Here is a 12,718-nt window from a genome sequence, read left to right as displayed (position 1 = left end):
CGGTGGACGAAGAGGCGTTTCGAGAAATAGAGGCCTTTCGCTTTGAGCGGAGCTTTCCACCCGCTTGCAGGCCACGGCGGGGTTGATTCGCCTGGGGCTGGAGGTCGTCAAGGAAGTAAAGGCGGCCCAAACGGCCCCCAAGTCGGGCAAAAGAGCAGTAGAGGAGAAAACGCTGTGAACGATCGCATTCGCCAGTTGCGCAGGACCCTGGGGATGAACCAGGAGAAATTTGCCGCGGCCATCGGCTTGCGGCAGGGCACCGTTAGCCATCTGGAGAAAAAGGGGACGACGGTCACCGAGCAGAACGTCAAGGCCATCTGCGCGCAGTTTGGCGCCAGTGAGGGCTGGTTGCGCACGGGGCACGGCGAGATGTTTTTGCCGGGCCAGCGGCAGGAAAGGGAACTCCTTGCCGCGTTTGGGCAACTCGCCCCCCCGCTGCAAAACTATCTCGTCCAATCCGCCAGAGAGCTGCTAAAGGCACAGCTTGAGATGGCCGGCGATGGGGCGGAGACCCCCATCAAATGATCTTTTTAGGGATTTAAAAAAGGAGCGCCGGCGGCCACATTGGGCCGCCGGCGCTCCGATTCTCTTTGCCCTCTAGGCTCTCACAGCCGCACCTCCACCGGGCGGCCCAGCGCAAGGCTGTCCTCCGCCACCCGGCAATCGTAGCAGAGGGGGATGACCCCGGCCGCCGCGGCCCGGCGGAGGGCCTGGCCGAACTGGGGGTGGGTGCGGTCGTTGGGGGAGAGGAAGCGGGCCGGGGAGAGCTGGGCCACAAAGAGGAGAAAGGCGTCCCACCCCTGGGCGCGGGCCCGCTCCAACTCCTCGATGTGCTTGACCCCCCGCTGGGTGGGCGCGTCGGGGAAGTAGAGGCCGCCCCCCTCCTCGAGGGTGACCCCCTTGACCTCCACCAGGGCGCGGCGGCCGCCCTTTTGCAGGTAGAAGTCGATGCGGGAGGCGCCAAAGGGGTATTCGGCCCGCACCAGGTCGGGGGACTGGTAGCCGGGCAGGGCTAAGGCCCCCGAGAGGAGGGCCTCCTTCACCACGGCGTTGGGGGCCTGGGAGTCGATGTTGACAAGCATCTCCCCCTTGTAGACCGCGACCAGGGAGAACTGGGTCTTCTGCCCTTCGGCCCGGCCCCGCCGGTCCTGCAAGACGACCCGGGCCCCGGGCAGCAGCAACTCCCCACAGCGGCCGGTGTTCTTCACGTGGCAGCGCACCCGCTCCCCCGCCAGGTCGCACCAGGCCACAAAGCGGTTGGGCCGCTCCAAAAAGACGGCGCGGCAGACGCTCTCATAGCGCATTTTTCCATCCCCTCTTTCCTGCATTTTCCGCCGGGTGGCAGACTGTGTCTATTGTAGCACAAACAGCGGCGGGCCGCCGGGCCAAAGGGGGAAAAAGCGAAAGAAAATCGTCACTTTTTTGGCGGGGCTCCGGTAAGAAACAGGGTTTACACTACTCCTAAACGCAGGGGGTGTGGTATACTAGTAAAGGCGACTGCGCCGCAAAATCCGCCGCGGTCGTCCCCAAACTGAGAAACACGCCCCCGGGCGGAGGAGGACAATATGGCAGCGGCAAACAGCATGCAGAATCTGAATGTTCTGGTGGTGGACGACGACCGGGAGATCGTCAACGTCATCGAAATTTACCTGAAAAACGAGGGGCTGAAGGTCCTCAAGGCCTACGATGGCATTCAGGCCATTCAGCAGTTGCGGGAAAACGAGATCCACCTGATTTTGATGGACATCATGATGCCCAAACTGGACGGCATTCAGACCACCCTCAAAATCAGGGAGCAAAACCAGATCCCCATCATCCTGGTTTCGGCCAAGGGGGAGGACACCGACAAGATCATCGGCCTGAACCTGGGGGCCGACGACTACATCGTCAAGCCCTTCAACCCCCTGGAACTGGTGGCCCGGGTCAAGAGCCAGCTGCGGCGGTACGTGACCTTCTCGGGCTCGTTTGGCGAGCGGGACGACGTGCTCCAGTGCGACGGGCTGGTCATCAACAACACCACCAAAGAGGTGCTGGTGGACGGCGAGCCGGTGCGGCTGACCCCCATCGAGTACAAGATCCTTCACCTGTTGATGCAAAACCAGGGGCGGGTCTTCTCCATCGACGAAATCTACGAGAAGGTGTGGAACGAGCCCAGCTTCAACGCCGAAAACACGGTGGCAGTGCACATCCGCCGCATCCGCGAGAAAATTGAGTTCGACCCGAAAAAACCCAAGTATTTAAAGGTGGTGTGGGGACTTGGATACAAGATCGAAAAACTCTGACGCGCGGGGCCGCAGCCTGGCCCTAGCCGCCTTTTTGCTGTTCTTCGCCGCGGTCATCAGCCTGACGCTGGCGGGCTTTTCCCTGCTGCAGTACGCCCACTACCACACCGGGGACGGAAGCGACAACTTCTACCAAACCAGGGATTTCACCTACTCCATCAACAGCGTCATCAACCTCTGCAACGAGGGGCTGGGCAGCACCTCCCCCGCCGCAGCGACAGAGGGGCTGGTGGAGGAGCCCTCCAGCCAGATCACCTTCGGCAGCAGTTCCAACTACCTGGATTCCCTCGCCTACGGGATGCAAGTCTACGCCCAAAACGTCAAGAATGAGGCGGTTTACACCAACACCTCCTACCCCGACCGGGACGCCTTTCTCGCCTCCTGCCAGCAAAACCAGTACGACTTCTGGCTCATCTACGACCAGGGGACCACCACCGCCTACTACCGCCCCGAGGGGGAGACCGGGAACCAGCCGCCCCAGCAGGTGGAGTACGCCGGCTACTACGGCGAGAGCTATCCCTTTTACTACAACCCCGCCACCGACGGGGACGGGGTCGTCCTCATCGCCATTCCCGACATCCGCACCTATTCCAACTCGGGTCTCTTGGCCGCGGTGGACTACACCAACTGGCACGACAGCTTGACCCTCTTTCGGGCCATGCCCCTGTGGATCAGCCTCTCCCTCATCGGCCTGGGGCTCTCGCTGGTGCTCCACCGCTCCCTGCGCCGCTTCGGCGAGGGGGTGGCCCGCCGCCTCCGCCGCATCCCCTATGAGTTCAAGTACGTGCTGGGCATCCTCCTGGCCGTTGCTGCCGCCGGCAGCCTGCTGGACGGCTACACCGTCTCCTACTCCTCCATCCTCACCGACGGCACCCCCTGGGTCATGTCCATCCTCTTTTGGCTGTCGGTGCTGGCGCTCTACTGGGATCTCAAGTACACCGGTTTTAAGACCTTCCGGGTCAACATCCCCTCGGTCATCTTCTCCCTGGTGCGGCGCTACAACCTGCAATTCCCCTTTCAGCAAAAAATCCGCCGCCAGTTTTTGACCAGCCTGCTGGTGGCCATCTTCCTGGGGATTCTGGCCTTCCTCTCGGCGGCACTGGCGCTGATGAGTTCGTCCGGCTTCTTCGTCCTGGTGGGGATGGGGTTGGCGGTGCTGGCCGTGGCCCTGGTGGGCAAACTGATCTTCGACTACTTCAAGATCATCCGCCAGCTGGGCCAGGTCATCGACTACGTGGGCGCCATCTCCCGGGGAGAGCTGGACCAGACCATCTCCCTGGACCCGGAGGACGACCTCTACCCCCTCTTTCACGCGGTGCGGGACATGCAGGAGAACGTGAAGGGGGCCATTGAGACCCGCATCCACAGCGAGAAGATGAAGGTTGACCTGATCACCAACGTCTCCCACGACCTCAAGACCCCCCTCACCTCCATCATCAGCTACACCCAGCTGCTGCGCCAGCAGGCCCTCTCCCCGCCCGAGGCGAACGACTACGTGGCCATCATCGACCAGAAGTCCCAGCGGCTCAAGAGCCTGGTACAGGACATCTTCGACCTCTCCAAGGCCACCAGCGGCAACCTGGAACTGCAGCTGGCCCCCCTGGACATCTGCCAGCTGCTGGAACAGGCGGTGGGCGAACTGGAAGAGGTGGTGGAGCGCAGCGGGATCGAGCTGATCCCCGGGCGCAGCGAGCGGCCCCTCTACGTGCTCACCGACGGGGTCAAGCTCTACCGGGTCTTTGAAAACCTGATCGTCAACATCACCAAGTACTCCCTTCCCGGCTCCCGGGCCTACATCGACATTGTGGACAGCGAACGGACGGTGTCGGTCATCTTCAAAAACATCTCCAGCTACCAGATGAACTTTGCCGGGGAACAGATGAAGGAGCGGTTTGTGCGGGGAGACCTCTCCCGCACCACCGAGGGCAGCGGCCTGGGACTGGCCATTGCCGACACCTTTGTCGACCGGCTGGGGGGCAAGCTCACCATCCTGGTGGACGGCGACCTCTTCAAGGCCATTGTCACCTTCCCCCAGATCCCCGCCCCCAAAACCGAGCGGGAGCTGGCCGAACAGATGGAGGCCGCCGAAAAGGCCCCCGAACCGCCCGCCGTCCCCGATTCCGGCGCGGGGGGACCCGCCCCCGAACCGGCAGATTCCTGACAGCTGCAAAAGGCCGCCCCGCCGCGGAGAAGGCGAGGCGGCCTTTTCTTTGGGCGCCGGGCGCAAAAGCCGCCCCCAAAGGGCTTGGCGGCGGCATTTTAGGGTTTGACAGGGGCCTTGGGAAGATGCTACACTTACTGTATCTGTGAGACTGAAAAAGGGCGGCCCGGCCGCCCCCTCTTTGGCCGGGCCGGAGAGGGCTAGAAAGGATCGTGCGAAAAATGAAAATGAGTGCACTCATCGGCGAGCGCTACAAGGAGTGGCCCTCGGAGGCGCAGCTCAAGAGCCACGGGCTGCTGATCCGGGGCGGCTACATCCGCCAGGTCGGCGCGGGCATCTACTCCCTGCTGACCCCCGCCAAGCGGGTGGCCGCCAAAATTGAGAAGATCATCCGCCAGGAGATGGACCGCATCGACGGGCAGGAGGTCCTCTTCCCGGTGGTGCTGCCCCGGGAGCTGTGGGACGAGTCGGGCCGCTACGAGAGCGTGGGCAAAGAGCTTTTGCGCTTTACCGACCGCACCGGCCACGGGATGCTCTTGGGCATGACCCACGAGGAGGCGGCTGTCCACCTGGCCCGCACCGAGGGGAAGAGCTACCTGAAATACCCCTTCATGATCTACCAGATACAGACCAAGTTCCGCGACGAGGCCCGGCCCCGGGGCGGGTTGATCCGGGTGCGGGAGTTCACCATGAAGGACGCCTACTCCTTCCACACCAGCTGGGAGGATTTGGAGAAGTACTACTACCGCTGCCACGAGGCCTATGAGCGCATCTACAAGCGGGCCGGGCTGGGGCATGTGGTCTCGGTCAAGTCCGACAGCGGGATGATGGGCGGCGCCATCGCCCACGAGTTCATGTTCCTCTGCGACGACGGCGAGGACACCATTGCCATCTGCCCCGAGTGCGGCTACCGCGCCAACATGGAGGTGGCCACCGGGGTGTTGGCCCCGGTGGAGGACCTGGGCGAGTGCCGGGAGCCCGAGCGGGTTCCCACCCCCGGCACCAAGGACATCGAGAGCCTGTGCGACTTTTTGGGCATCCCCCAAAACCGGCTGGTGAAGGCGGTGGTCTTCACCCGGGAGGACACCGGCAAGGCGGTGGTGGTCTTTGTGCGGGGCGACTTAGAGGTCAACGAGGCCAAGGTCCGCCGGCTGCTGGGCACCAACATCGCCCCCCGGGTGGACGAGGACGGCAGCGATCCCATCACCTACGGCTACATCGGGCCCCAGGGGCTTGACGAGGGGATCGAGGTCTGGTTCGACCTCTCCCTCAAGGGGATGTACAACGTGGTCTGCGGCGGCAACGAGGTGGACGTCCACGTGAAAAACTGCGACCTGCGCGTCTACCCCGACGAGCGGTTTGCCGACTTGAGCAAGGTCACCGAGGAGATGGTCTGCCCCCAGTGCGGCAAGGCCCACATCACCCTCAAAAACGGCATTGAGGTGGGCAACATCTTCCAGCTGGGCGACAAGTACACCAAGTCCATGGGGATGACCTATGCCGACAAAGACGGCCAGCTCAAGACCCCCATCATGGGCTGCTACGGCATCGGCGTGGGGCGGTTGCTGGCCAGCGTCATCGAGGACGGGGCCGACGACTACGGCCCGGTCTGGCCCATCTCCATCGCCCCCTGGCAGGTGCACATCAACGCCATCAAGCGGGCCGACGAGGCGGTGAAGGGGCAGGCCGACGCCCTCTACGGCCAGCTGTGCGACGCCGGGTTCGAGGTGCTCTACGACGACCGCGACCTCTCGGCCGGGGTGCAGTTTGCCGACGCCGACTTGCTGGGGGTGCCCATCCGGGTGGTGGTGAGCCCCCGCAACCTGAAGCAGGGGGTGGTGGAGCTCAAGACCCGGGACAAGTCGATCGCCGAGACGGTGCCGGTGGCCGAGGCCGCCGGCCGGGTCAAGGAGATCGCCGCCATGCTGCAAAAGCGGTTGGACGACCAGCTGTAAGGGCCGCCCGACAAAACCCATACAATAGCAGTCCCCCCGCCCGGCGCGCCGGGGCAGGGGGACGGATGCGCGGAAAAGCGGCGGCCGGGGAGATTGCCCCGCCGCCGCTTCTCTGCCCAACGGACAGAGGAGGCAGTCGCCATGCCAAAAAACAGCCGATTTCTCTCCCTCTTCGCGGCGGAAAAGCCGATCTTGGGGATGCTTCACCTCAAGGGGGACACCCCGGAAGAGACAGTGGAGCGGGCCATGGGGGAGCTGGACACCCTGCTGGAAAACGGGGTGGACGGGGTGATTGTGGAGGACTACTACGGCACCGCCGACGAGGTGGAGCAGGTCCTCGCCCGCATTGCCGCCGAGCGCCCCCGGACCGTGCGGGGGGTCAACGTCCTCCACGACCTGGACCGGGCCTTTGCCCTCGCCGGGGCGTACGGGGCCCAGTTCATCCAGTGGGACTCGGTGGCCGGACACCTTGCCCCCCAGGACGAACCCGCTTTCGCCCAGCACCTGGCCGCCCTGCGGGCGGACAGCAGCGCCTGCCTGCTGGGTGGGGTGCGCTTTAAGTACCAGCCCTATCTCTCCGGCCGGCCGCTGGAGGAGGACATGGAGCTGGCCCTGAAGCGCTGCGACGCCATTGTAGTGACCGGGGCGGGCACCGGACTGGACACCGGGCTGGAAAAAATCCGGACGTTCGGGCGGCTGATCGCCGGGCGGGCACCCCTGATCGTGGGGGCCGGGCTGACCGCCGAGACCGCCGCCACACAGCTGGCCCTGGCCGACGGGGCAATTGTGGGCAGCTATTTCAAAGAGGGCCACAATGCAGAAAATGAGCTCTGCCCCGCCCATGTGGCCGACTTTATGGCGGCTGTTCGGCAGGCGCGAGTCACCCGATAATATACCAAAAGTATAATACCGCAAAAAAATAACAGAGCAGGTGCGAGTTGGGCGTTTTTCCCATTCGCACCTGTTCTGTTTTTCTGTCAAATTCTCCTAGCAGTGGCGCTGGGCAGCCGCCCGGCGGAGGAGGAGAAAGAGGAGGACGAGGGAGACGCCGGTGAGGATGTGCCCGAGGCCGGCAATCCCCGAAAGGGCGGCGTCGGCCCCGCGGGAGAGGGAGAGGGCCAGCACCTGAACGGTGCCGCGGACGGCCATCATCACGGCGGTGAGGGCAACCCCCGCGTTATAGAGAATGTAAAACCGCCCGAAGCCGGGCGCGCGGGTGAGGGAGAGGGGCGCATCCAGGGCCGAAAGTAACAGGAAGATCACCATTCCCAGCAAAAACAGGTGGGTGTGGAGTTTGCCCAGGGCGGTGACGCCGGTGAACTGGTTGAACTTGGTAAACTCGCGAAAGTAAACCCCGCCCGCCAGGGCGGCCACCGCGTAGAAAAAGGCGGTATTGATACATTTTTTCACAAATATTCCCCCTTGCAAAGGCTGCCAGGCCGGCGGCGCGGCAAAAAAATAGTCCTGCACAGACAGGCTGTCTCTGTACAGGACTATTCTAAACTCATTTTATCCAGTTTGTCAAATGCGGCCCCTTTTCAGGGGCAAAGGGGTCACCAGCGGGCGAGGGTGCCCAAATTCTGCTCCTCGGCCAGGCGGTAGACCAGGGCGGCTGCCGCCAGGTCCTCGACGGCGATCCCCACCGACTCAAAGAGGGTGATTTCCCCCTCGGCCCGGCGGCCGGGGAGCTCGCCGGAGAGGACGCGGCCGATCTCACCCGCCGCGTCCTCCGGGCTCCAGGCCCCCTCTTTCATGGGGATGGCCAGGTCGCCGGTGTCCCGCAGGGCGGCCTCGGTCCAGTCCAAAAAGACCCGGGAGCGGCAGACGGCAGCGGTGTCCACCTCGCGGACATGGGGGGCGCAGGCGCCGACGGCGTTGATGTGAGCGCCCGGCTTCAGCCACTCCCCCAGAAGAACCGGCTGGGCCGACTGGGTGACGGTGCAGACAATGTCGGCGGGGATCACCGCCTCCTTTGCCGTCCGGCAGGGGACAGCCTTGACGCCGAAGGCCTTTTCGGCCCAGGCGCAGCAGCTCTCGGTGGCGGCGGGGACAATGTCCCAGACATAAACTGTCTGAATGGGGCGAACGCTGCAGACGGCCTCGATGTGCAGCCGCCCCAGCCGCCCGGCCCCGAGGATGGCCAGGGCGGACGCATCGGCGCGGGCCAGGGCCTTGGTGGCGGCGGCGCTGGTGGCGGCGGTGCGCACCCCGGTGACCCCCTCGCCGTCGACAACGGCCAAAAGGGCGCCGGTGTTCCCATCAAAGAGGGGGATGATCCCCTGGCTGGTGCCGTTCTCCTTGGCCTTTTGCCCGGGAAATACGATGACCTTGCTCCCCACCAGGGACTGGGCGGTGAGGGCCGAGCCCATGATGGCGAACAGGTTGCCCTCGGGCTGGGGGATCATCTGCCGCTGCAGGTTGACCGACTGGCCGGCGGAGACCTCCATCAAGGTGCGCTCCATCTCGGCGATGCAGTCTTTCATCCCCAGCAGCCGGGCGACCGTCTCCCGGTCGATGAGGCGGGTGTTGGCGCTCATCACGACCCCTCCCCTAGCGGCTCTTGCTCTGCTCGAGGCAGTCCTTGAGCCAGTCCATAAAGCAGTTCATATCCACCTCTTCGGCGACCCAGCAGTTGGGGGCGCTGCGGGTCAGGCGGTGATCCTTTTGCACATAGGTGTGGCCAAAGGTGTACTCGCCGGCGCACTCCACGTCCACGTAGTAGTCGTGGCCGGAGACCACCCCGGGCAGGACGGCGGCGGCCAGGGCCAGGGCGTCGTGCATCAGGGTGTCCTCGCCGCCAAACTCGTCCCGGCGCATCCGCATAAAGTCGAGGATGTCGGCCACCAAAACGGCGTCTTTGGTGCCCATCTGGCGGATGATCTCGCAATCCTCGTCGGGGACGGCGGCCTTTTCGGTCACGTCGAGGCCGACCATCACCAGGGGGATGCCGGAGCGCAGGACGATGCGGGCCGCCTCGGGGTCGCAGAGGATGTTGAACTCCGCCACGGCAGTGGTGTTGCCGCCGTAGGCCGCGCCGCCCATGAAGGAGATCTTCTTGATGAGCCCCTCCTTGAGCTGGGGGTAGACCATCAGGGCGTGGGCGATGTTGGTCAGGGGGCCGATGGCCACGATCTCCAGCTCGCCGCCACAGGCCTGGGCCTCCTCCCAGATGGTCTCGACGGCGTTTTTCTCGTAAAAGGGCTCGCCGCACGCGGGCAACACCACGTCGCCCATGCCGGTCTGTCCGTGGGTGGGCAGGCCGCCGGCCTCGTCGGCGTCCATCAGGCGGATTTTCTTCAGGTCCCGCAGGATGGGCTGGGGGGCGCCCTTGGCCACCTTTACCGGGAAGCCCAACATCCGCGCCAGGTTGAGGGAGTTGGGGGCGGTGTAGCAGAGGTCCACGTTGCCGGAGACGGTGGTGATGGCCCGCAGGTCGATGTCCGGGCTGTTGAGGGCGGCCACCAGGGCGATGGCGTCGTCGGTTCCGGTGTCGCAGTCGATGATGATCTTGTGCATGGGATGTCCTCCTAATTATACAAATTGTTTATTTGATTAAAATACTTCAAATTGTTTATTCCGTGTGCGCGCTTTTCCCCGCTGCCGTGGATTCAAACCCGCCAACGGCGGGGTTGACAACTTCACGGGATGGGGACCCGCCCCGTTTTCCCCGTTCGGACAATAGGCGTTTGGGACACGCGGTTTTTCCTCGCTGCCGTAGACGCAAACCCGCCAACAGCGGGTTTGACAACTTCATGGGATGGGGACCCATGAAGTTGTTACATCTCCCGCAGCCGCCCATCGACAAAGTAGTAGATGTTCTCCCGCTTGACCCCGAAGGAACCGCCTTCTTTGCAGATGTGGGGCTCAAAGGTGAAACACTCGCATCCTGCATCCTTAAGGGGGGTGGTATTCCCCTTTTCGATGTAGATGCGCTCCTGCTGGAGGATGTTGATGGAGTGTCCCAGGTTGCCCGAGTAGTCGAGGTTTTTGCACCCCAGCCCGTCGATGAGGGCATTGGCCGAGAAGTAGAGCTCCTCAAAGGTCATGTCGGGGCGGGCCACCTCCAGCAAAAAGCTGTGGAGCTTGAACTCCGCCTCGATGGCCGCTTTGTAGGCGGGGGTCTGCAACTCGCCAAGCTCCCTGACCACCCGCCCATCTTCCAGGAAGATGGTGCGAGCAAAGTCCCCCCAGCAGACACCCAGGGTGGGGGCTAGGTCAACGGTGATCACGTCGGTCTCCTGCACCCGGGTGTCGCCGGAGCGGTACTCCCGCCCCCCCTGGGAGATCAGGGTGCGCGCACCCACGTGCACCAGCGCCCCCACCCCGTGGTACCAGAAGGAGGTGGAGCCGTTTTGGATGAGGAGGATCTCAGCCTGGCGCTTGATCTGATCCTCGGTCATGCCGGGAGCGACATACTGCTCCAGATCCTCCATGGTGCGGCGGGCGATGTTCTGCGCCTCGGTGTAGCACTTGAGCTGTTGGATATTCATTAAAGCACCTCCAATTTTCCGCCTTTGCCAAAGGCGTACATATCCTCTCGCTTAAAGCCGTAGCGGCCGGTGGGCCGCCGGATGTGGGGCTCAAAGGTAAAGGCCTCACAGGCGGAGAGGGGTTGATGGCAGTTCTCGTCGATGAAACGGCGATTCTTGGCGTCCAGCTCCACCGAGTGGCCCAGGTTGCGGGAGAAGTCGAGGTTTTCAAAGCCCAGACCCCGCAGCTCCTCGCTCATGCGCCAATAGAGCTCGGCAAAGGTCATGTCGGGGCGGGCGATGCGGCGCAGGGCCCGGTGCAGGGCGATCTCAGCCTCCAGCCCCTCGCGAAAGGCGGGGATGGTCAGCTCCCCCGGCTCGGTGATGGGACGCCCCTCCTCCAAAAAGACGGTGCGGGCATAGTCCCCCCAGTAAAAGCTGCGGGAAGGGGCCAGGTCCATCACCACGCAGTCGTTGGGCTGCACCGCCAGGTCGGTGACCCGGTAGGTGCGGGTGCTGCCCGAGAGGGTGGTGCGGGGACCCACGTGGACGGTGGCGCCGATGCCGTAGCGCCAAAACGAGTCCGAACCGTACTGGATGAGAAGCATCTCGACCCGGCGCTTGATCTCCCGCTCGGTCATGCCGGGGCAAATCTGACGGGCGACCCCGGCAAAGGCCCTTTTGGCGATCTGCTGTGCCTCCCGGTTACAGCGCAGGCGATCCACTGTGGACATAGAAAGACCCCTTTCACAATGTTCCTTTTCCCCGCCCTTGGCGGAGCGCCGAACTCTTCGGCAGGCAACGACTTCTGCCCTTATAGTAGTACATTTTACCCCCTCGCCGCAATAGCGGGAAATGGGCATTGCGGCAAATCTCCAAAAATGCTAGAATGAAGGCAGCTTTCTTGGCAATATTTCTCGACCGATCGAGATAAAGGGGTGTTTGGTTTGACAAAAACGGAATTCGCCCAGATGATGGGCTGTGAAAAAACGGTGATCGGAATGGTGCACCTGCTGCCCCTGCCCGGCTCGCCCCGCTACGGCGGCAGTATGCGCGCCGTCTTTGAAGCGGCCCTGCGGGACCTAAAAGCCCTGGAGGGCGCCGGGGTAAAGGCGGCCATCATCGAAAACTTCGGCGATGTGCCCTACGGCACCGAAAACGAGTTCATCACCCTGGCCTGCATGACCTCGGTGGCCGCCCAACTGCGGGAGCGCACCGCCATGAAACTGGGCATCAACGTGCAGTACAACTGCGCGGTGGAGGAGTGGGGGATGGCCTATGCCTCCGGCGCCAACTTCATTCGGGTCGAGGCCTTTGTGGAGACCCGGGTGGGCACCCACGGCATCACCTATCCGGCCGCCCCGGCCCTGCTGCGCGAGAAGGGGCGCTACCCCGCCCCCACCCTGCTGTTTTGCGACGTGAACACCAAGCACACCGAACCCCTGGTGCCAGTCCCCATTGCCGACAGCATCCACGAGGCCATTGAAGAGGGGGCCGATGCCCTGATCGTCACCGGGGTGGTGACCGGCCAGAACCCCACCCTGGAACAGGTGCAGGAATTCGCTGCGGCCGCCGGCGACACCCCGGTGCTTTTGGGCAGCGGAGTCAACGAGAAAAACGCCGCCGAGTTCTTTGCCGTGGCGGACGGGGCCATCATCGGCTCCAGTTTTAAAGAGGATGGGAACGTCTGGAATCCGGTGGACCCCCAGCGGGTGCAGTCGTTCATGCAGACCCTCACCGAGGCGGGCTACCGGGTATAGGGGCCCAAGAAAAAAGCGACAAACGACCGAACGGGCGGCGCTGTGCCCTGGGAGACCGGGGAGCGGCGCCCCTTTTGCGGCCCGGGGCCCT

12 protein-coding genes are annotated in these 12,718 nt (G+C 63.8%); 6 read left to right on the top strand and 6 right to left on the bottom strand.

The annotated features are described in order from the left end of the window. Positions 1 to 174: 174 nt before the first annotated feature. Positions 175 to 525, top strand: coding sequence for a helix-turn-helix domain-containing protein (locus HJY11_RS15445; protein WP_208074916.1), 351 nt, complete (start codon positions 175 to 177; stop codon positions 523 to 525). 80 nt (positions 526 to 605) lie between these two features. Here the strand turns inward: HJY11_RS15445 and sfsA are convergent, their stop codons facing one another. After that, complete coding sequence (gene sfsA / locus HJY11_RS05100) at positions 606 to 1,304, bottom strand: DNA/RNA nuclease SfsA (RefSeq protein WP_208074915.1); 699 nt, start codon at positions 1,302 to 1,304, stop codon at positions 606 to 608. A gap of 279 nt (positions 1,305 to 1,583) precedes the next feature. Here sfsA and HJY11_RS05095 point away from each other — a divergent pair, with 279 nt between their 5' ends. The 4 genes from HJY11_RS05095 to HJY11_RS05080 all read left to right on the top strand — a co-directional run bounded on the left by HJY11_RS05095 (position 1,584) and on the right by HJY11_RS05080 (position 7,289). Further along, complete coding sequence (locus HJY11_RS05095; protein ID WP_208075110.1) at positions 1,584 to 2,282, top strand: response regulator transcription factor; 699 nt, start codon at positions 1,584 to 1,586, stop codon at positions 2,280 to 2,282. Next, a complete protein-coding gene (locus tag HJY11_RS05090) occupies positions 2,257 to 4,443 on the top strand; it encodes a sensor histidine kinase (protein ID WP_208074914.1) in 2,187 nt (728 codons plus the stop codon). Before HJY11_RS05095 ends, HJY11_RS05090 begins: the two co-directional genes overlap by 26 nt. A 221-nt stretch (positions 4,444 to 4,664) precedes the next feature. After that, positions 4,665 to 6,398, top strand: coding sequence for a proline--tRNA ligase (locus HJY11_RS05085; protein WP_208074913.1), 1,734 nt, complete (start codon positions 4,665 to 4,667; stop codon positions 6,396 to 6,398). Between the two features lie 141 nt (positions 6,399 to 6,539). Next, positions 6,540 to 7,289 (top strand): BtpA/SgcQ family protein, encoded by a 750-nt coding sequence (locus tag HJY11_RS05080; protein ID WP_208074912.1) that lies wholly within the window; start codon positions 6,540 to 6,542, stop codon positions 7,287 to 7,289. A gap of 96 nt (positions 7,290 to 7,385) precedes the next feature. Here HJY11_RS05080 and HJY11_RS05075 read toward each other — a convergent pair whose 3' ends face one another. The 5 genes from HJY11_RS05075 to HJY11_RS05055 all read right to left on the bottom strand — a co-directional run bounded on the left by HJY11_RS05075 (position 7,386) and on the right by HJY11_RS05055 (position 11,601). Next, a complete protein-coding gene (locus HJY11_RS05075; protein ID WP_208074911.1) occupies positions 7,386 to 7,808 on the bottom strand; it encodes a DUF2871 domain-containing protein in 423 nt (140 codons plus the stop codon). Between the two features lie 143 nt (positions 7,809 to 7,951). After that, entirely contained in the window at positions 7,952 to 8,935 is a 984-nt protein-coding gene (locus HJY11_RS05070) for an ornithine cyclodeaminase family protein (RefSeq protein ID WP_208074910.1), read from the bottom strand. Between the two features lie 13 nt (positions 8,936 to 8,948). Beyond that, positions 8,949 to 9,914, bottom strand: a complete 966-nt coding sequence (locus HJY11_RS05065) for a nucleoside hydrolase (protein WP_208074909.1) — start codon at positions 9,912 to 9,914, stop codon at positions 8,949 to 8,951. A gap of 260 nt (positions 9,915 to 10,174) precedes the next feature. Next, the gene (locus tag HJY11_RS05060) at positions 10,175 to 10,888 is read right to left on the bottom strand and encodes a M24 family metallopeptidase (RefSeq protein WP_208074908.1); all 714 of its coding nucleotides are present in this window, start codon (positions 10,886 to 10,888) and stop codon (positions 10,175 to 10,177) included. Next, positions 10,888 to 11,601 (bottom strand): M24 family metallopeptidase, encoded by a 714-nt coding sequence (locus tag HJY11_RS05055; protein WP_208074907.1) that lies wholly within the window; start codon positions 11,599 to 11,601, stop codon positions 10,888 to 10,890. The genes HJY11_RS05060 and HJY11_RS05055 overlap by 1 nt, the downstream gene beginning before the upstream one ends. 213 nt (positions 11,602 to 11,814) lie before the next feature. Here HJY11_RS05055 and HJY11_RS05050 point away from each other — a divergent pair, with 213 nt between their 5' ends. Further along, positions 11,815 to 12,627: a BtpA/SgcQ family protein gene (locus tag HJY11_RS05050; RefSeq protein WP_208074906.1), complete on the top strand. Its 813-nt coding sequence runs from the start codon at positions 11,815 to 11,817 to the stop codon at positions 12,625 to 12,627. Positions 12,628 to 12,718 lie beyond the last annotated feature (91 nt).

The sequence above is a fragment of the Bittarella massiliensis (ex Durand et al. 2017) genome, assembly GCF_017566145.1.
Classification (GTDB): Bacteria; Bacillota; Clostridia; order Oscillospirales; family Ruminococcaceae; genus Bittarella; species Bittarella massiliensis_A.
This window is presented reverse-complemented; position numbering and strand designations above follow the sequence as displayed.

Bases quoted from the DNA above. Each gene is read 5' to 3' on its own strand.
- sfsA (WP_208074915.1), bottom strand. From the start codon at position 1,304: ATGCGCTATGAGAGCGTCTGCCGCGCCGTCTTTTTGGAGCGGCCCAAC.
- HJY11_RS05095 (WP_208075110.1), top strand. From the start codon at position 1,584: ATGCAGAATCTGAATGTTCTGGTGGTGGACGACGACCGGGAGATCGTC.
- HJY11_RS05085 (WP_208074913.1), top strand. From the start codon at position 4,665: ATGAAAATGAGTGCACTCATCGGCGAGCGCTACAAGGAGTGGCCCTCG.
- HJY11_RS05080 (WP_208074912.1), top strand. From the start codon at position 6,540: ATGCCAAAAAACAGCCGATTTCTCTCCCTCTTCGCGGCGGAAAAGCCG.
- HJY11_RS05070 (WP_208074910.1), bottom strand. From the start codon at position 8,935: ATGAGCGCCAACACCCGCCTCATCGACCGGGAGACGGTCGCCCGGCTG.
- HJY11_RS05065 (WP_208074909.1), bottom strand. From the start codon at position 9,914: ATGCACAAGATCATCATCGACTGCGACACCGGAACCGACGACGCCATC.
- HJY11_RS05060 (WP_208074908.1), bottom strand. From the start codon at position 10,888: ATGAATATCCAACAGCTCAAGTGCTACACCGAGGCGCAGAACATCGCC.
- HJY11_RS05055 (WP_208074907.1), bottom strand. From the start codon at position 11,601: ATGTCCACAGTGGATCGCCTGCGCTGTAACCGGGAGGCACAGCAGATC.